15 protein-coding genes and 1 other RNA gene are annotated in these 17,224 nt (G+C 63.3%); 2 read left to right on the top strand and 14 right to left on the bottom strand.

The genetic code is table 11. The annotated features are described in order from the left end of the window. Nucleotide 1 precedes the first annotated feature (1 nt). From ftsW to CO656_RS07525, 14 genes are all read right to left on the bottom strand, one after another. Nucleotides 2-1,156 (bottom strand): putative lipid II flippase FtsW, encoded by a 1,155-nt coding sequence (ftsW, locus tag CO656_RS07590; RefSeq protein WP_037415461.1) that lies wholly within the window; start codon nucleotides 1,154-1,156, stop codon nucleotides 2-4. Nucleotides 1,157-1,231: 75 nt separating this feature from the next. After that, nucleotides 1,232-2,623, bottom strand: a complete 1,392-nt coding sequence (murD, locus tag CO656_RS07585; protein ID WP_097525330.1) for a UDP-N-acetylmuramoyl-L-alanine--D-glutamate ligase — start codon at nucleotides 2,621-2,623, stop codon at nucleotides 1,232-1,234. A 5-nt stretch (nucleotides 2,624-2,628) separates the two neighbouring features. Beyond that, complete coding sequence (mraY, locus tag CO656_RS07580; RefSeq protein ID WP_037415455.1) at nucleotides 2,629-3,729, bottom strand: phospho-N-acetylmuramoyl-pentapeptide-transferase; 1,101 nt, start codon at nucleotides 3,727-3,729, stop codon at nucleotides 2,629-2,631. 139 nt (nucleotides 3,730-3,868) lie between these two features. Then, a complete protein-coding gene (locus tag CO656_RS07575) occupies nucleotides 3,869-5,302 on the bottom strand; it encodes a UDP-N-acetylmuramoylalanyl-D-glutamyl-2,6-diaminopimelate--D-alanyl-D-alanine ligase (protein WP_037415452.1) in 1,434 nt (477 codons plus the stop codon). A gap of 1 nt (nucleotide 5,303) precedes the next feature. Then, nucleotides 5,304-6,761 carry a UDP-N-acetylmuramoyl-L-alanyl-D-glutamate--2,6-diaminopimelate ligase gene (locus CO656_RS07570; protein WP_097525406.1) on the bottom strand — a complete coding sequence of 486 codons (1,458 nt, stop codon included), beginning with the start codon at nucleotides 6,759-6,761 and terminating at the stop codon, nucleotides 5,304-5,306. Between the two features lie 64 nt (nucleotides 6,762-6,825). After that, nucleotides 6,826-8,574, bottom strand: coding sequence for a penicillin-binding protein 2 (locus CO656_RS07565; RefSeq protein WP_097525329.1), 1,749 nt, complete (start codon nucleotides 8,572-8,574; stop codon nucleotides 6,826-6,828). Next, complete coding sequence (locus CO656_RS07560) at nucleotides 8,574-8,975, bottom strand: hypothetical protein (protein WP_037415446.1); 402 nt, start codon at nucleotides 8,973-8,975, stop codon at nucleotides 8,574-8,576. Before CO656_RS07560 ends, CO656_RS07565 begins: the two co-directional genes overlap by 1 nt. A gap of 6 nt (nucleotides 8,976-8,981) precedes the next feature. Next, nucleotides 8,982-10,007 carry a 16S rRNA (cytosine(1402)-N(4))-methyltransferase RsmH gene (gene rsmH / locus CO656_RS07555; protein WP_097525328.1) on the bottom strand — a complete coding sequence of 342 codons (1,026 nt, stop codon included), beginning with the start codon at nucleotides 10,005-10,007 and terminating at the stop codon, nucleotides 8,982-8,984. 14 nt (nucleotides 10,008-10,021) lie between these two features. Then, entirely contained in the window at nucleotides 10,022-10,462 is a 441-nt protein-coding gene (mraZ, locus tag CO656_RS07550) for a division/cell wall cluster transcriptional repressor MraZ (RefSeq protein WP_037415440.1), read from the bottom strand. Nucleotides 10,463-10,846: 384 nt separating this feature from the next. After that, nucleotides 10,847-11,244: RNase P RNA component class A (gene rnpB, locus CO656_RS07545), an RNA gene on the bottom strand. Nucleotides 11,245-11,318: 74 nt separating this feature from the next. Then, entirely contained in the window at nucleotides 11,319-12,506 is a 1,188-nt protein-coding gene (locus tag CO656_RS07540; RefSeq protein ID WP_097525327.1) for an FAD-binding oxidoreductase, read from the bottom strand. Nucleotides 12,507-12,683: 177 nt separating this feature from the next. Then, nucleotides 12,684-13,217 carry a lytic transglycosylase domain-containing protein gene (locus tag CO656_RS07535; RefSeq protein WP_037415434.1) on the bottom strand — a complete coding sequence of 178 codons (534 nt, stop codon included), beginning with the start codon at nucleotides 13,215-13,217 and terminating at the stop codon, nucleotides 12,684-12,686. A gap of 226 nt (nucleotides 13,218-13,443) precedes the next feature. After that, entirely contained in the window at nucleotides 13,444-14,208 is a 765-nt protein-coding gene (locus CO656_RS07530; RefSeq protein ID WP_097525326.1) for an N-acetylmuramoyl-L-alanine amidase, read from the bottom strand. Beyond that, nucleotides 14,205-14,912 (bottom strand): DnaJ family molecular chaperone, encoded by a 708-nt coding sequence (locus CO656_RS07525; RefSeq protein WP_037415427.1) that lies wholly within the window; start codon nucleotides 14,910-14,912, stop codon nucleotides 14,205-14,207. The genes CO656_RS07530 and CO656_RS07525 overlap by 4 nt, the downstream gene beginning before the upstream one ends. A gap of 318 nt (nucleotides 14,913-15,230) precedes the next feature. On the opposite strand from CO656_RS07525, the gene CO656_RS07520 reads away from it, so the two are divergent. Both CO656_RS07520 and CO656_RS07515 read left to right on the top strand, forming a co-directional pair. Continuing rightward, complete coding sequence (locus CO656_RS07520) at nucleotides 15,231-16,445, top strand: pyrophosphate--fructose-6-phosphate 1-phosphotransferase (RefSeq protein ID WP_097525325.1); 1,215 nt, start codon at nucleotides 15,231-15,233, stop codon at nucleotides 16,443-16,445. A 101-nt stretch (nucleotides 16,446-16,546) separates the two neighbouring features. After that, nucleotides 16,547-17,182 (top strand): LysE family translocator, encoded by a 636-nt coding sequence (locus CO656_RS07515; protein WP_097525324.1) that lies wholly within the window; start codon nucleotides 16,547-16,549, stop codon nucleotides 17,180-17,182. The last annotated feature ends 42 nt before the right edge of the window (nucleotides 17,183-17,224 follow it).

Genomic DNA, 17,224 nt, shown 5'->3' with positions numbered 1-17,224 from the left:
CTTACTCCGCCGGCACGCCGACGCCGGATCGAAAGAGGCTGCGCTCGACCGCACGTTTCTCCGGCCGATGACGGGTGAGTGCCAGGACAAAGCCGGCGGTCACGCAGATCGCCACCATCGACGAGCCGCCATAGGAAATCAGCGGCAGGGTCATGCCCTTGGCCGGCAGCAATTCGAGGTTCACGCCGATGTTGATCATCGACTGAATGCCGATCTGCAGCACCAGGCCAGCGACGGCAAAACGGTTGAAATCGTTGCGCTCCCGGAAGGCGTGATTAAGGCCGCGCATGACCAGGAAGGCGAAGATCAGCACGATCACCATGCAGAATACGATGCCGAACTCTTCTGCGGCCACCGAGAAGACGAAGTCGGTGTGGCTATCGGGAATGATGCGCTTGACGATGCCCTCGCCCGGGCCGCGGCCGAACCAGTCGCCGCGGATGATGGCGTCGCGCGCCGTATCCACCTGGAACGTGTCACCCTCGCCGGTCATGAAGCGGTCGATACGTCCGGCGACGTGCGGCAGCATCGTATAGGCGACGAAGAAGCCGCCCGCGGCCGCCCCGGCCAGCACGATGATCCAGAGCCAAGGCATGCCGGCCATGAAGAACATGCCGCCCCATACCGCGGCGGTAAGGATGGTCTGGCCGAGGTCCGGCTGGGCGACGAGCAACGCGCCGACGATGCCGAAGAGCAGGATCGACAACAGGTTGCCGGGGATCTCCGGCTGCTTGGCGTGCTCGGCGAATAGCCAGGCGCAGACGACGACGAAGGCAGGTTTCATGAACTCGGACGGCTGGATCGAAATGCCGGCGATCGAGATCCAGCGGAGCGACCCCTTGACCTCCTCGCCGACGAAGAGAACGAGAACCATCATGCCGAGCGATGCGGCGAGCAGGATGATCGCCGCGCGCCTGACTTGCCGCGGCGACAGAAAGGATATGCCCACCATCACCACGAGCGACGGCAGGAGGAAGACCGCGTGACGCTTGACGAAGTGGAAGCTGTCGAGCCCGAGCCGCTCGGCGACCGGAGGGCTTGCGGCGAAGGAAAGCATGAAGCCGACGCCCATCAGGAGGATGAAGGTCGCCAGGAAGAACCTGTCTATCGTCCAGAACCAGTCGGCCACAGGGCCACGTTCGGCTCGGCTTACCATCTGTCTGTCCCCTTTTCCGGCGCACTATACGCCAACTTCCGAATCCCGCTCCGCCGCGCGTCCAGGACTCACGCATCAGATGAGCATGGTCACGCCTTCGAGGGCCGCCACATGGCCGACGAAGGCATCGCCCCGCACTTCGAAATTCTTGTACTGGTCGAAACTTGCGCAAGCCGGGGAAAGCATCACCGCGGCAGGACCCTGGCGATCCCGCGCCGCATCCGCCGCCGCGTGCGCGACCGCCTTTTCCAAGGTGCCGGAAATCTCGTAGGGCACCGCCTCACCGAGCGTAGCCGCGAAGGCGGGCGCCGCCTCGCCGATCAGATAGGCCTTGACGATCTTCGGAAAGAACGGCGTCAGCGAGGCGATGCCGCCTTCCTTTGGCAGGCCGCCGGCAATCCAATAGATCCGCTCGTAGCTCGAAAGCGCGGGGGCAGCCGCATCGGCATTGGTCGCCTTGCTGTCATTGACGAAGACGATCTCGTCCTTTTTGGCGACCGGCTGCATTCGGTGCTTGAGGCCCGGAAAACTCTTGAGCCCGTTGATGATCTCATCTTCGCTGACGCCGACGGCAAGGCAGGCGGCAACGGCCGCCGCCGCATTCTGGGCATTGTGCCCGCCTCTCAGCGTCTGGATGCCGGCGAGATCGCTAAAGAGCGACGACGATCCGCCCTCGGCCCGCATGAGCGACGATCCCTCGGCATAGATCCCGTCCGCCAGCACATGACGGCGCGAGATGCGCACGACCCTGGTTCCCGCCCGCTCCACGCGGTCCCCGATCAGGCTGGAGAAGCTGTCGTCGACGCCGACGACGGCGGTACCGCTTCCCGCCACCAAGCGTTCCTTGATGTCGGCATAGTGCTGCATCGTACCGTGCCGGTCCAAATGGTCCGGCGTCAGGTTGAGGAGAATGCCGGCCGTGGGGTCGAGCGTCGGCGCCAGGTCGATCTGGTAGGACGAGCATTCGACCACATAGAAACGACCCGCTTTCGGCGGATCGAGCGTCAGCACGGCCGTGCCGATGTTGCCGCCGAGTTGCGTGTCCCGCCCGCTGGTCTTGAGGATGTGGGCGATCAGCGCCGTCGTCGTCGATTTGCCGTTCGTACCTGTGATGGCAATGAAGGGGCATTCGGGGGCATGGGCGCGGCGCTCGCGCACGAGAAGCTCGACATCGCCGATGATCTCGACGCCGGCCTGATGCGCAAGATCGACCGCCCAATGCGGCTTCGGGTGAGTGAGCGGCACGCCGGGCGAGAGGACGAAGGCTGCAAAGGCAGTCCAGTCGACGTGGCGCAAGTCCGCCGTCGCGAGGCCAGCGGCGTCGGCCTTCGCGACGCTCTCCGGATTGTCGTCCCAGGCGGTGACCACCGCCCCGCCCGCAACCAGCGCCTCAGCTGTCGCCAGACCCGAACCGCCGAGGCCGAAGAGTGCGACCTTCCTGCCCTTGAATGTGGTGACCGGTATCATCTCGATTACCGCAGCTTGAGGGTCGAGAGGCCGACCATCGCCAGGATGACCGCAACGATCCAGAAGCGGATCACCACCTGGCTCTCCGTCCATCCCTTTTTCTCGAAGTGATGGTGGATCGGCGCCATCAGGAAGACGCGACGGCCGGTGCGTTTGAACCAGAAGACCTGGATGATGACCGACAGCGTTTCGATGACGAAGAGGCCGCCGATGATGATCATGACGATCTCATGCTTGGTGGCGACGGCAACGGTGCCGATCAGGCCGCCGAGCGCAAGCGATCCCGTGTCGCCCATGAAAATCGCCGCCGGCGGCGCATTGAACCAGAGGAAGCCGAGTCCGGCGCCGATCACTGCGCCGAGGATCACCGCGAGTTCGCCGGTGCCCGGCACGAAATGGATCTGCAGGTAGTTGGCGAAGACCGCGTTGCCGGCGAGATAGGCGATCAGCCCGAAGGCCGCCGAGGCGATCATCACCGGCCCGATGGCGAGACCATCGAGTCCGTCGGTCAGGTTCACGGCATTGCCCGCCCCGACGATGACGAAACCGCCGAACAGCACGAAGAAATAGCCGAGATTGAGCATCAGGTCCTTGAAGAACGGAAAGGTCACCGACGAACCGAAGGTCGAGCCAGCGCTGCCGGCAGACAGCGCCGCCTGCATCATGAAGAAGACCGCGATGGCGGCGATGACGAATTCGATGCCAAGGCGTGCCTTGCCGGAGAAGCCCTTGTCCGACTGCTTGGTGACCTTGAGATAGTCGTCGTAGAAGCCGATGGCGCCGAAGCCGAGGGTTACCAACAGCGTCGACACGACATAGATGCTCGAAAGATCAGCCCAGAGCAGCGCCGAGCCGACAATGCCGGCGAGGATCATCAGCCCGCCCATGGTCGGCGTGCCAGCCTTCTTGAAATGCGTCTGCGGCCCGTCGGCGCGGATCGGCTGGCCCTTGCCCTGGCGGATGCGCAGCGACGAGATGATCGCCGGACCGAACAGAAAGACGATCAGGGCGGAGGTGAAGAGAGCTGCACCCGTGCGGAAGGTGATGTAGCGGAAGAGATTGAAGAATTGAAAGTGGTCCGCCAGTTCCACGAGCCAGATGAGCATAAGGGACCTTTCCCCAAAGGTTTAGAATCGGACATCGCCCAACAGAATCATCTGATGAACGATATCCACTTGCACTTGTCCATGTTAGGCCAATTCCCCTGGCCCGGGCCTTATCCACCAGCCTTGGTGGCGCTGCCCTCTATACTTGCCCCGCTTCGGCCGTCTCTTCGGGATATGCATCGAGAAGAGCCTGAACGATCTTGGCGCAACCGGTGCCCTTCGACGATTTGACCATCACCACGTCACCGGCAGCAACCGCGCCGAGCGCGTAGGAGGTGAGATCGCCGATCGCCTCGCGGTGGACAACCGCAACCTCGACCGGCAGCGCGTCGCGCAGATGCGCCATGTCGGGGCCGGCGAGCCAGACATCGGTTATGCCCGCTTCAACGATCGGGTCTGCAAGGGCGGCATGTACGGCGGCAGCATGCTCCCCCATCTCGAGCATGTCGCCGAGAATTGCGATACGGCGCCCGCCGGCCGGCGGCTCGGCGTCGCGCAACAGGGCGATCGCCGCCCGCATTGATGCCGGGTTGGCATTGTAGCTTTCGTCGATCAGTGTCAGGTGACCCCCGCCGATCTTCAGACGGTGCCGCAAGCCCCTGCCCTTTTCCGGCTGCATGGTAGCGAGCGAGGCAAGGACGCGGTCGATATCCGCGCCCGCAAGCTGTGCGGCGGCAATCACCGCGAGGGCATTCTCGGCAATGTGCCGTCCCGGAGCCCCGATCGTCACCTCCAGCGTCCTGCCGCCGATGCCGGCCCATAGCACGGATCGATCGGCGCCGCCGGCGAACTCGATCAGCCGATATTCCGATTTGGGATTGGCGCCGAAGGAATGGATATGGCTGATGCCCGCCGCCGCGGCAGCCCGTTCAAGAAGCTCGAACTGCGGACTGTCGCGGTTGATGACCGCATGCCCACCCTTGACCACACCTTCGAAGATCTCCGCCTTCGCCGCGGCGATCTCGTCGAGGCTCGCAAAATTGCCGAGATGAGCGGCGGCGATGCTGGTGACGACGGCCACATGCGGGCGCACCATGGCGGACAGCGGCCGGATCTCGCCCGGATGGTTCATGCCGATCTCGAAGATGCCGAAATCGGTCGTCTCCGGCATGCGCGCCAATGTCAGCGGCACACCCCAATGATTGTTGAAGGAGGCGACGGAAGCGTGGACGCGCCCGAGCGGCGACAGGACATGCCTCAGCATCTCCTTCGTCGTCGTCTTGCCGACCGAGCCGGTGACCGCGATGACCTTTGCGGCACTCCGGTCGCGCGCAGCGCAGCCGAGGCGGATCATCGCCTCCAGGACGTCGTCGACGACGATCATCGGCGCGATCAATCGCCCGAGTGCGGGAAGCTTTCCTTCGCTGACGACGAGCAGGGAGGCTCCGTTGGCAAGCGCGATGCCGGCATAGTCATGGCCGTCGACGCGATCGCCCCGGATGGCGAAAAAAGCCTCGCCCTTTTCAATCGTGCGGCTGTCGATCGAGATGCCGATGATCCCTTCGGGCAGGTTGCCGACCGGGCGGCCGTTCATGGCGGCCAGCAGGTCGCTGCTTGTCCAGAGCCAGCTCAAGTCAAAGCCCTCCCAACGCCTTGCGTATTTCCGCATGATCGGAGAACGGCAGCGTCACGGAGCCGATCGTCTGCCCCTCCTCATGTCCCTTGCCGGCAACGATCAGCGTATCGCCGGCCTTCAGCATGCCGACGGCAGTCCGGATCGCGTCGGCGCGATCGGCGATTTCGGTGGCCCCCCTGGCACCGGCCATGATCTCCGAGCGGATCACTTCGGGGATTTCCGATCGGGGATTGTCGTCGGTGACGAGCACGACATCGGCTAGCCGCGTTGCAACTTCACCCATGATCGGCCGCTTGCCCTTGTCGCGGTCGCCGCCGCAGCCGAAGACGACGATCACCCGGCCGGTGGTGAACGGGCGCACCGATTCCAGCACGTTTTCGAGCGCGTCGGGCTTGTGGGCATAGTCCACATAGGCGAGCGCGCCGTCCTTTGTCTGCCCGACCAGTTCCAGCCGGCCGGAGGCGCCCTGCAGTTTATCGAGCGCCGAGAAGGCTGCTTTCGCTTCGATCCCCGTGGACATGGCAAGGCCCGCCGCGACAAGCGCATTGGCCACTTGGAAATCGCCGGCGAGCGGCACGTGGATTTCGAATATGTCGTCCCCGACATGCACCTCGGCCGACTGCTTGTGGCGGAAGTGCTCGACCCTCTTCAAGCTGATGAAGTCGCCGTTGCGGCCGACGGTGCGCACATCGTGTCCGGCCTTGCTGGCAGCAGTGATCGCCTCGGCCGACCACTGGTCGTCGGCGAAGATCACCGCTGGCGCGCCCTTCGGCAGAAGCGCGCCAAAGAGGCGCATCTTCGAGGCCATGTAGTGCTCGACGGTCGGATGGTAGTCCATGTGATCGCGGCCGAGATTGGTGAAGGCGGCAGCGGCCAATCGGACGCCATCGAGCCGGCTCTGGTCGAGACCGTGGCTGGAAGCCTCCATCGCCGCGTGGGTGACGCCCTCGTCGGCGAGTTCGGCGAGCAGCTTGTGCAGCGATACCGGATCCGGAGTGGTGAGGGAGCCGTAATCGTTGCGGCCCGGCGCCGTGACCCCGGTGGTGCCGATCATCGCCGCCGAAAGCCCGGAATGTGCCCAGATCTGCCGCGTGAAGGAGGCGACGGACGTCTTGCCAGCGGTCCCGGTCACCGCCACCATCGTCGCCGGCTGACGCCCGTAAAAGGCGGCGGCCGCCTTGGCGAGGAAGCGACGCGGATCTGAAAGCAGGAACACCGGCGCACGCGCGTCCGGGTGGGAATCGGCAGCCACGATAGCCGCAGCGCCGCGCGCGATCGCATCGGCGATATAGGCGGCGCCGTTCGCCTTTGTCCCGGCGACAGCCACGAAAAGATCGCCGGGTTTGACCTGCCGGCTGTCGGCCGTGAGGCCGGAGATTTCCGCATTCGCGGAATCACCGTTCAATTGCGCCGAGAGTTCCGGGAAATCTGCTCCCGCCAGGTCCTTGATCTTCATGAACTGCATGTCTCACTTCGATACCGATCCGCTATGACGAATCGCCCGCATTCTCATTTCACGGTCAATAAGACACAAGCAAGGCAGAACCGTCTTCTCCGAATTTCGGTTCGACGCCGAGGAGCGGCGCCGAGCGGCTGATGATGTCGCGCACCATAGGCGCCGCGTTGGAGCCGGCGGTGCGCCCGCCACCTTCGCCGGTCTTCGGCGCGTCGATGAAGGTCAGCACAATATATTTCGGATCGTCGATCGGAAAGGCCGCCAGAAAGGCGTTGAAGTTCAGGTCGTTCGAATAACGGCCATTGACCACCTTGTCGGCCGTGCCGGTCTTGCCGCCGACGTTGAAGCCCGGCACGAGCGCTCGCTTGCCAGAACCGGCAATGCCGTTCCAGCGAAGCAGGAACCGCATGTCTTCGCTGGTGCTTTTCTTGACGACCGCGGTCGCAAGCTCGTTCGCCTGCTCTTCCGTGCGCGGCAGGAAGGTCGGCGGTATCAGCTTGCCGCCGTTCACGAGTGCTGCACCGGCGACCGCAGTCTGCAGCGGCGTGGTCGAGACGCCGTGGCCGAAGGAGATGGTGATCGAGTTGATCTTCTTCCATTCGCGCGGCTGGGACGGCGATTTGACCTCGGGCAGTTCCGTCGGCAGCTTGGAAAGCAGGCCGAGGCGGGTGAGGAATTCCTTGTGCCCGGGTATGCCGACGAGGTCGGCGATCTTCGCCGTGCCGATGTTCGACGAATACTGGAAGATTTCCGGAACGGTCAGAACCCGCCGCTTGCCGTGGAAGTCCTTGATGGTGAAGCCGCCGATGCGGATCGGCGCCGTCGCGTCGAAGCTGTCGTTGAGCGTCACCTTGCCGGAATCGAGGCCCATGGCGATGGTGAAGGTCTTGAAGGTGGAGCCCATCTCGAACGTGCCGTTCGACATGCGGTTCATCCAGCCCTCTTCGGCGCCTTCGGCCGGCTTGTTGGGGTCGTAGTCCGGCACCGACGCCATCGCCAGCACCTCGCCGGTATGGACGTCCATGACGACGGCGCCGGCGGCGATCGCCTCATAGTTCTTCATGCCGGAAGCGATGACGTCGCGTACGATGTTCTGGACGCGCACGTCGATCGACAGCTTGACCGGCTCGAGCTTCGCATCGCTGGTCATGCCGATCGCCGCGAGGTCGGCAAGCCCCTGGCTGTCGATGTAGCGCTCCATGCCGGCGACGCCGCGGTTGTCGATATTCACGTGGCCAAGGATATGGGCGGCTGTCGGCCCGCCGGGATAGAAGCGGCGTTTCTCGGGGCGGAAGCCGATTCCCGGAATGCCGAGCGCCAGGATTTCGCTCTGCTGCTTCGGCGTCAATTGCCGGCGCAGCCACTGGAAACGCGAGTTCGACTTGAGCTTGTTGTAGATCTCCCGGGCGTTGAGGTCGGGCAGAACCGTGGCCAGACGCTCAACCGCCTCGTCCGCATCGACGATCTTGTGCGGCTCGGCATAGAGCGAGACGGTGCGGATGTCGGTCGCGAGGATCTCGCCGTTGCGGTCGAGAATGTCGGGGCGCGACGCCATGAGGTTGTCGGCGCGACCGATCGAGGAAACCGTCTCCGGCTGCGCCATGCCGTATTGCACTAGCCGGCCTCCGATCACCGCATAGGCGATGCCGAAGCTTGCGATGACGATCGCAACGCGGCTCTTCGCCTGACTGGCGCTCTTCTTGCGCGTCCCTTGAAACGTGACGTTGACGCTCGCCTCCGCAGGGCGGTTGTTGCCGCCGGCAGAGAAATGCGCCTTGCTCTTCAGCACCATGATACGGGAGAGAAACGACATCAGCGCGCCACCGACCCTGTTGCGATGTTATCGGCATTGATGACGGCGGCGATGCCGTCGTCCGTCTTGACTTTGCCCTTCTTATCCTTGCCTTCCTCCGGCGGCGGCACATCCGCCTTCAGCATCGGCAGTTCCTCGGGCCTAGCGAGTTGCGTCGAGGGCGTCGGCACGAGTTGCAGGTCGGCCGCGAAGGCGCCGACGAGCCGCTCCAGCCGGTTCGGCTGGGTGAGGAGCGCCCAGTCGGCTTTGAGCAGGTCGATCGTGTCCTCCTCGAGCTTGATCGCGGCGTCGAGCCTGCGGACCTCCTCGAGCTTGTTCTCGGCCTGGTGCTTGATCGTGTAGGTGACCGTGGCGGCCCCCGTCATGATGACAATCAGCACGATATCCAGCGTTCTGAGCATCGTTTCTTAGCCCCCTAGTCTGGCAAGGCTCGCCAGCTCCGGCAGGTTGAAAATGGACAGATCGTTTCCCGGCGACGGAGCCTCTGTACGGATACCGGCCCTGAGTTTCGCCGACCGGGCGCGCGGATTGCGGGACGCTTCTTCCTCGCTCGCCGCAATCATAGGCTTGCCGACTGGCGTGAAGGTTGCGTCCCGTGCCGCGACCAGCGGAAGGTGACGCGAGCCGCCGGCCTTGCCCGAGCGGTCCTGGAAAAAGGTCTTGACGACCCTGTCTTCGAGAGAATGAAAGGTGACGACGACGAGCCGCCCCCCGGGCTTCAGCACCCGCTCCGCAGCAAAGAGCGCATTGGCGAGTTCGCCGAGTTCGTCGTTGACGAAAATCCGCAGCGCCTGGAAGACGCGCGTTGCCGGATGGATCTTGTCCTTGGCCTTTCGGGGCGTGACGATCTCGATGAGGCCGGCAAGGTCGCGGGTGGTCTCGAAAGGCTGCTCGGCACGGCGTTTCTCGATCGCACGCGCGATTCGGCCCGCCTGCTTCTCCTCGCCCAGGAAGCCGAAGATGCGGATCAGATCGGAGACCTTGGCCCGATTGACCACATCGGCAGCCGTCACGCCGCTTGCCGACATGCGCATGTCGAGCGGCCCCTGCTTCTGGAAGGAGAAGCCGCGCTCCGCCTCATCGATCTGCATGGACGAAACGCCGATGTCGAGCACGACGCCGTCGAGCCCGCCGTCCGGCGTATGGTCCGCCAACTCGGAAAAACGGGAATTGATGAGCTTGAGTCTTCCGCGGGCAGCGACGACCATCGGCTGCCCTGCAGCGATTGCCGTCGGGTCCCGGTCGAGAGCGATCACTTCGGCACCGGCATCGAGGATCGCAGACGTGTAGCCGCCGGCACCGAAGGTGCCATCGAGAACGACCTTGCCGGGCGCCGGATCGAGAGCCGCAACGACCTCGGCGAGCATGACGGGAATGTGACGAACCGGTCCGCCGTCGGCTTCAGAAGCTCTGCCGCCTTGATCCGTCACCATTCCGCCTCTCCCCTCTATTCCGGACGCAGCCCCCGTTGCTTGCGCCCTTCCCGGGCCTCCGCCTGCGCCCTCGCAAACGCCTGCGGCTCCCAGAGCTGAAAATGATCGCCACGCCCCACGAAAGTCACGTCGGTCGAAATGCCGGTGAAGTCGCGGATGAAATCCGTCACCATCAACCGACCCTCCGGGTCGAGCTTCACGAAGACGCCGCCCCCATGAACGAGGAGCGACATCTGGTTGGCCGCATCCGAGAACGGATCCTCGGAGGCCATCTGCCTCTCGAACCGGTCCAGAAGCTCCGGCCCGCCGACGCTGATCGCCGGAAAGACGAAGTCCTGGAAGCAGTATAACTCCCTCGCGCCCGCCTCCGTAAGCACGGCGCGAAACGACGAAGGCACGGAAACCCGCCCCTTCGCATCGATCCGGTTCGTAGCATGTGACAAGAAGCGGTTCATGACGCGAAACGGCCGCCCCCGACTGACGGACCCTGGTCATCGGCCCGAAAGAACACTCGCCTGCGCGCACAAAAGACCCCCGCCGGACACGAGCATGTCCGCCTGAACCTCCCGAGGAAGGCACCCTGGAATTTCGAGATGATGGGCCACGACGCGGCCCTTGCGCAGTACCATTATGGGATAACATGGGACCATATGGGCGTCAATGGGAGAAGCCTGGAAACAGCCTCGCGGATGATCAAATATTGATAGGTTGTTAAGTTTAACGAAGGGTTACGATCGCACCCCTAACGGCTTTGGAATCGCGCAAATAGGCACCTTTCCAGCCACGTTGAGGGCGTGGCTCTTCCGCCGGAATCATCCGCCAATTTGATTCAGAGAAGAATCGCCAGTTGGCCTGTAAGCCGGGTTCTGTATGGCTCCACCTCCGAAGAGGCGAAACGTGGCAGCCATTCATCTGGGACTGCGCTTGCGCACAGCCTCGTGCAACCCACCCGGATGACGGGCCTGGAAACCGGCTGGGCGCTCGCGCGCCCGTGTCATCCCTATTCGGTCTTGCTCCCGGTGGGGTTTACCGTGCCGTCCATGTCGCCATGTCCGCGGTGGGCTCTTACCCCACCCTTTCACCCTTACTCCGCAGGCGGAGCGGTTTGCTTTCTGTGGCACTTTCCCTGGGGTCGCCCCCGCCGGACGTTATCCGGCACCGTGTTTCCGTGGAGCCCGGACTTTCCTCACCCCGCGGCCTTTCGGCACCTGCGAGGCGCGGCTGCCCGGCCAACTGGCAGAGGCTCATTAACCGACCGGAGCGAGAAGCGCTACAAAAAATCGGCGCCCTCACCTCGACATGCTCATCCGCCTATCGATAAGCGACGGCAAAATCGGTCTCGTACTCACCGGCATCAAGGCGGCCGTTCAGCGCCAGCACCGTCCCGAGCCGCCCGATCTCGTCGGAACTCTTCGCCGCCTGGCCGTTGCCGCCGGTGAGAACGGCGATCCGGTCGCCGGCAAAGCCGATATAAGGATAGCCGTGCCGCGTGAACGTGGTGACGCATGGCGAAAAATGCGTCGATTTCGGCTCGAAGCCCGGCATCACACCGGCAAGCAAGCCACGCATATGCGCTGCCGCCTCGGCGCTCGCGCTGCCGCGAAACCATTCGCGAACCGAAGCCTCGTGGGCAAGGACCCTATCGATCGGGTCACCGCCGATCTTGATGTAGTGTTTGCCGTCGGCGTAGGCAACCGGCGGCAACAGATAATAGCTTTGGTGCTGGTCGGAGGCCGCAGAGATCAGCGACGGCATGCCGCCGAATCGGGCGAGATCGTAGGCGCCGACCTCGGAAAAAAGCACGGTACGGGCCTTCACCGTCAAGTCGAGTGGCCTCGGCAGCAGCGCTTCGGAGAGCGAAAAACCGCCGGCAGCGACGAGGACTCGCCCGCCGCGAAGCCTGTGTCCGTCGATGGTCGAAACCTCGACCGAACCGGTCCCCGCGTCGACGGCAACGACTTCGGAGCGGATCACCCGCGCACCCAGTCTCTCTGCCGCAACCGTCTGCGCACGAACCAAGGCGCGAGGATTGATATAGCCGGCGCCGCGCGCCTCATGAATGCCGGCATAGTGCCGTGGGAAGTCGAACCATGGAAAGCGCTCGGCGAGCTGCTCGCCGACGATCAAGGGTGCTTCGACACCGAGTCCGTCCCGTGCAAGCGCAACTCTCTCGATATAGTCGAAATCGCCGCCCGGCGCCGGTGCGGCAATCAGGCAGCCGACCTCGTGGTAGAATTCAATCCCGCTTGTCTCGGCGATTTGCCGGTAGCGCTCGATCGAGCGGCGGGCGAGACGCGCCCAAACGGGATCGTTGTCGATCGTGCGGGTGATTCGGGCATTGTCGTAGTGGCTGGCGAAAACGCCCCGGTGGTTCACCCGGTCTTCCGGCTCGTCCGGCCCGACAAGTGCGACACGGGCCCCTGCCAGGCTCAGGTGGCGCGCCGCCGCGGCCCCCATCATGCCCTTGCCGACGACAACGAAATCAAAGCTTTCCGACATGAATATCCCTCGACGCTTCGCTGCGGGAATAGCATGCCACCCGGGCAATGGCACCGAGCTCTCTCTAAGAATTATTTCGCCGGAACGCGATACCTATCCGGCTGCCCCCTGGATCAGCGAATGGTCCAAGGATCGATCGTCAACCGCTGCTCGCGGAGTGGCGGCTCGTGCCTCGCGTCAATTCAGGATGCTCTTGACCTTGCCGCAATAGCGCTTGGACACCGGGTTCATGCGCTTGGCGCCATGGCCGGCATTGTATTTGAGGATGGTTCCGCAGGTCGTCCCATCCGAAAGCTCCTGGGCCTTCGCCAGATACAGCATGCCGAACTTGATATTGGTGGCCGGATCGTAGAGGCCCTTGGTCGAACCGGAATAGCCCATCATGCGCGCCGTGGCCGGCTTGATCTGCATGAGACCAACTTCACCCGCGCTGCCCCGCGCACTCGCATCGAAATTGCTTTCGACCTGGACGATCGCATGGGCGAGATCGACGGGAACGCCATACTGCTTGGCGTAGCTCTGGATGAGGATCGTGTATTGCGATCCGCGCGTCAGGTCGAATTGGGGAGCCGGATAGCCTGTGGTTCTCGTCACCGAGGGGATTGCGGAAGTCTTGATGGTCTTGTCGACACCCCCTGCATACGACGTACCCATCCCGGCAACGAACATGCCAAAGCATGCCGCCGCCGCAGCAACAAACGCTATTCTCATGTAGTTTGAAGTCTCCGGTCTGGGGAACTGGCCGGACGGCGCACCCCACCGTCACGACCGATTTCCTGATCGTTTTCCTTGACAGGAGCACGGGACTTAAACGCCGCATCTCCTGCGTTGATGGACCGGAAATGAAGGGCCTAACATGGTAAACATGTGGCAAACGCGAAAAAATCGCGCAGCAAAGCATCGAGGCCGCTAAATCAGCGCGCTCGAAAATCGCCGCCTAGGCACCGAAATTCGGTAGTTCCGAGAGCAACCGGTGAAGCGTATCAATGGTGGAAATGTCGGCGATGCCGTCTACCCGCGATTGGCGAAAATGCCGCTGGAAAGCGGCCACCACGCCTTCCGTCCGTTCGCAGAAATCTCCAGTAACTTCAATGTTGTAGCCGTAGAGGGACAGCATCGACTGGAGGGCTTCGACCGGCTGTCCGCGGTCGCCGCGCTGAAAAAAGCGCCCGCCCCCAACAGGCGCCGGTTCAACCCAGTGACCAACCCCGCGGCGAAATAGCCCAATCCAGGGAAAATTTTCTCCCGGATCGACCTTGCGAATCGGGGCCACGTCGCTATGTGCGAGCACCCTTTCGGGTGCGATTTGCCAGCGTTCGCCACAGTCCCGACATAATTCGGCGACCGCGTCGATCTGCGCTTCAGGGAAGTCCGGCAGTCCCGCCGGATGGCCTGCATTGGCGATCTCGACGCCGATCGAGCAGGAATTGATGTCCGTCTCGCCTTTCCAGAAGCTCTTGCCGGCATGCCAGGCGCGGCGCTCCTCCGGCACGAGCTGATCGATGCGGCCGTCCTCGTGAACGAAATAGTGGCTGGAAACCTGACTTTCCTCGCGACAGAGCCAGTCGAGCGCCGAGAGCGCCGTTTCCATGCCGGTATAGTGCAGCACGATCATGTCCGGCCGGCGCCCGCCGGCCCGTTCGCCATGATTAGGTGACGATACGAAGCGGGCCCCCGGAAAGTCGCAGGTGCTGGCGGTCATGCGGCGCGGCGTTCTCTCTCGATCGCCTCGTAGGCTGCGTTCAACGCGGCCATGCGGTCATTGGCTATCGCATGAAATTCCTCCGGCACGCCGCGCGCCACCAGCATGTCCGGGTGATTCTCGGAGACGAGCACCCGATAGCGCCGGCGGATGTCGGAGAAATCGTCCTTCGGCGAAACACCGAGAACCTGATACGGATCGCGGTCGTCGCCATGGACATGGCGCGCCATGATGCGTTCGAACTGCGCCTCGTCCATGTTGAAGATTTCCGCAACCCGCATCAGATAGGCGAGTTCCTTGTCGTGCACAGCGCCGTCCGACTTCGCGATATGGAAGAGCCCGTCGACGATGTCCTCGAGAATTGGGCAGTTGCGCTCGCAGGACGAGCAGAGCGACGCCATCTTCTCCGCATAGGCCTCATAGCCCGCCACATCCTGGCGTGCGAGGTTGTAGAGCCGAGCGACGTTCTTCGCCTGGTCCGCAGGAAACTTGAAGATATCCCGAAAAGCCGCGACTTCGGCTTCGTTGACGATGCCGTCAGCCTTCGCCATCTTCGCAGACAAGGCGATCATCGCCACCGAGAAAGCCACTTTGCGGCGTGTCTCCGGATCCCCTTCGAAAAGTGTACGGACCGCCTCGACCACACCGGCGAGCGCATTGCCGGTGGCCGTTACGATCTTCAGCAGGCTGTCCCAGAATGACATAAGCGCGATTTTTCCCCTATCCACGACCGAGCATGGCCCGATGTGGTGGCATATTGCAAGCGGCCGTCTGTGCCAAACGTCACCGATGACGGAATTGTGATGGCCCCTCAATAAATCAGCTCGCCGTGAATCTCAAGTGAATTGCACTGATCCTGCGTTTTGCCGCGCTGATGCCGCCCTTTTCAGACATCCACAGTCCTGTCATTTTATTTCCATCGGAATTGCGTTAGACCACCTTCCCGGTCTTTGACCTGCGCAATAGTGACAGGGCGGTCGATCTTTCGAACGATCGCCTGATGCCGAATCCGAGGAGGAAACATGGCCAAGAAGAAAGTCGCAATGCTGACGGCGGGCGGGCTCGCACCCTGTCTTTCATCCGCTGTCGGCGGGCTCATCGAACGCTATACGGATATCGCCCCCGACTACGAACTCGTGGCCTACCGTTCGGGCTATCAGGGCCTGCTTCTCGCCGACCGCATCGAGATCACCAAGGAAATGCGCGAGCGGGCGCATATTCTTCACCGCCACGGCGGATCGCCGATCGGCAACAGCCGCGTGAAGCTCACCAATACGGCCGATTGCGTCAAGCGCGGCCTAGTGAAGGAAGGCGAAAACCCGCTTCGCGTCGCGGCCGAAAGATTGGCTGCCGATGGCATCAGCATCCTGCACACGATCGGCGGCGACGACACCAACACGACCGCTGCCGACCTGGCCGCGTATCTCGGCGCCAACGGCTATGACCTGACCGTCGTCGGCCTGCCGAAGACCGTCGACAACGATGTGGTGCCGATCCGCCAGACCCTCGGCGCCTGGACGGCCGCCGAATACGGCGCACGCTTCTTCGACAATGTCAGCAACGAGCAGAGCGCTGCGCCGCGCACGCTCGTGGTCCACGAGGTAATGGGCCGCCACTGCGGCTGGCTGACGGCAGCGACAGCGCGCGCTTACATTCAGCTGGCCGCCGGCAAGGACTATGTCGACGGCTTCATGATGAACGAGCAACTGAAGAACATCGACGGCCTCTATTTGCCCGAGGTGAAGTTCGACCTCGAAGCCGAAGCCGAACGCCTGCGCCAGACCATGGACCGGAACGGCTATGTTACCCTGTTCGTCAGCGAAGGTGCCTGCCTCGACGCAATCGTCGCCGAGCGCGAAGCCGCCGGCGAAACGATCAAGCGCGATGCCTTCGGCCATGTGAAGATCGACACGATCAATGTCGGCAACTGGTTCTCGAAACAGTTCGCCGCCCTGCTCGGCGCCGAGCGCTCGATGGTCCAGAAGTCCGGCTATTACGCCCGCTCCGCACCGGCGAACGGCGACGACCTGCGGCTAATCCAGAGCATGGTCGACCTTGCGGTGGAGAGCGCACTCAACAAGGTCTCCGGCGTCACCGGCCACGATGAGGACCAGGGCGGCAGGCTGCGCACCATCGAGTTCCCCCGCATCAAGGGCGGCAAGCATTTCGATACGTCCGCCAAGTGGTTCGGCGACGTCATGGATGCGATCGGCCAGAAGTGGCAGGCAGCGGACTGATCTGAGCTTCTTTCGCACGCTCAATAGCAGTTGACGGCCCCGCGTTTGAATGGCTCCCTCCGATTTCTCGGCTGGACGCCGTTCAAACGCGGAGCTCTTTCATGTCTTTCGAACACTGGTTTGCCTTCGTCGCCGCCTCGGCCGTGTTGCTCGCCATTCCCGGCCCGACTATCCTGCTCGTGATCTCCTATGCGATCAGTCGCGGGCGCAAGGCAGCAGGCGCAACCGTCGCAGGCGTGGCGCTTGGCGATTTCACGGCGATGACCGCCTCCATGCTTGGACTGGGCGCGTTGCTCGCCGCCTCGGCGACGATTTTCACGATCCTCAAATGGATCGGCGCCGCCTATCTCGTCTGGCTCGGAATCAAGCTCTGGAAGACCCCTCTGGGTGTCAGCGGCGCGAATGACGGTGAAGCGCCCGCAACGCAACGGCCGCTGCGGGTATTCCTCCACGCCTATGCCGTGACCGCGCTCAACCCGAAAAGCATCATCTTCTTTGTCGCCTTCCTGCCGCAGTTCCTTGACCTCTCGCGGCCACTTCTTGCGCAGATGGCGATCTTCGAAGCGACATTCCTCGCCCTCGCCGCCGCCAACGCGCTGCTCTATGGGTTTTTTGCCTCCGCCGCGGGAGGCGCGATTCGCAAGCCCAGCGTCCGGCGGGTCGTGAACCGCGCCGGCGGCTCTTTGCTCATCGGCGCCGGGCTACTTTCGCTCAGCCTGAAGCGTGCAACGGCGTGACATTCGCCCCGCGCTTGCCGCAACCGGCGGCATAGGTTAAGG

This window comes from Sinorhizobium sp. FG01 (assembly GCF_002531875.1).
In the GTDB taxonomy this organism is placed as follows: domain Bacteria; phylum Pseudomonadota; class Alphaproteobacteria; order Rhizobiales; family Rhizobiaceae; genus Sinorhizobium; species Sinorhizobium fredii_C.
The sequence above is the reverse complement of the archived record's forward strand: the minus strand, read 5'-3'. Positions and strand labels throughout refer to the sequence as shown.

Excerpts from the sequence above, each read along its gene's own strand:
- mraZ (WP_037415440.1), bottom strand. The coding sequence starts at position 10,462 with ATGAACCGCTTCTTGTCACATGCTACGAACCGGATCGATGCGAAGGGG.
- ftsW (WP_037415461.1), bottom strand. The coding sequence starts at position 1,156 with ATGGTAAGCCGAGCCGAACGTGGCCCTGTGGCCGACTGGTTCTGGACG.
- mraY (WP_037415455.1), bottom strand. The coding sequence starts at position 3,729 with ATGCTCATCTGGCTCGTGGAACTGGCGGACCACTTTCAATTCTTCAAT.
- CO656_RS07540 (WP_097525327.1), bottom strand. The coding sequence starts at position 12,506 with ATGTCGGAAAGCTTTGATTTCGTTGTCGTCGGCAAGGGCATGATGGGG.
- CO656_RS07535 (WP_037415434.1), bottom strand. The coding sequence starts at position 13,217 with ATGAGAATAGCGTTTGTTGCTGCGGCGGCGGCATGCTTTGGCATGTTC.
- rsmH (WP_097525328.1), bottom strand. The coding sequence starts at position 10,007 with ATGGTGACGGATCAAGGCGGCAGAGCTTCTGAAGCCGACGGCGGACCG.
- CO656_RS07515 (WP_097525324.1), top strand. The coding sequence starts at position 16,547 with ATGTCTTTCGAACACTGGTTTGCCTTCGTCGCCGCCTCGGCCGTGTTG.
- CO656_RS07560 (WP_037415446.1), bottom strand. The coding sequence starts at position 8,975 with ATGCTCAGAACGCTGGATATCGTGCTGATTGTCATCATGACGGGGGCC.
- murD (WP_097525330.1), bottom strand. The coding sequence starts at position 2,623 with ATGATACCGGTCACCACATTCAAGGGCAGGAAGGTCGCACTCTTCGGC.
- CO656_RS07520 (WP_097525325.1), top strand. The coding sequence starts at position 15,231 with ATGGCCAAGAAGAAAGTCGCAATGCTGACGGCGGGCGGGCTCGCACCC.
- CO656_RS07530 (WP_097525326.1), bottom strand. The coding sequence starts at position 14,208 with ATGACCGCCAGCACCTGCGACTTTCCGGGGGCCCGCTTCGTATCGTCA.
- CO656_RS07525 (WP_037415427.1), bottom strand. The coding sequence starts at position 14,912 with ATGTCATTCTGGGACAGCCTGCTGAAGATCGTAACGGCCACCGGCAAT.
- CO656_RS07565 (WP_097525329.1), bottom strand. The coding sequence starts at position 8,574 with ATGTCGTTTCTCTCCCGTATCATGGTGCTGAAGAGCAAGGCGCATTTC.
- CO656_RS07570 (WP_097525406.1), bottom strand. The coding sequence starts at position 6,761 with ATGAAGATCAAGGACCTGGCGGGAGCAGATTTCCCGGAACTCTCGGCG.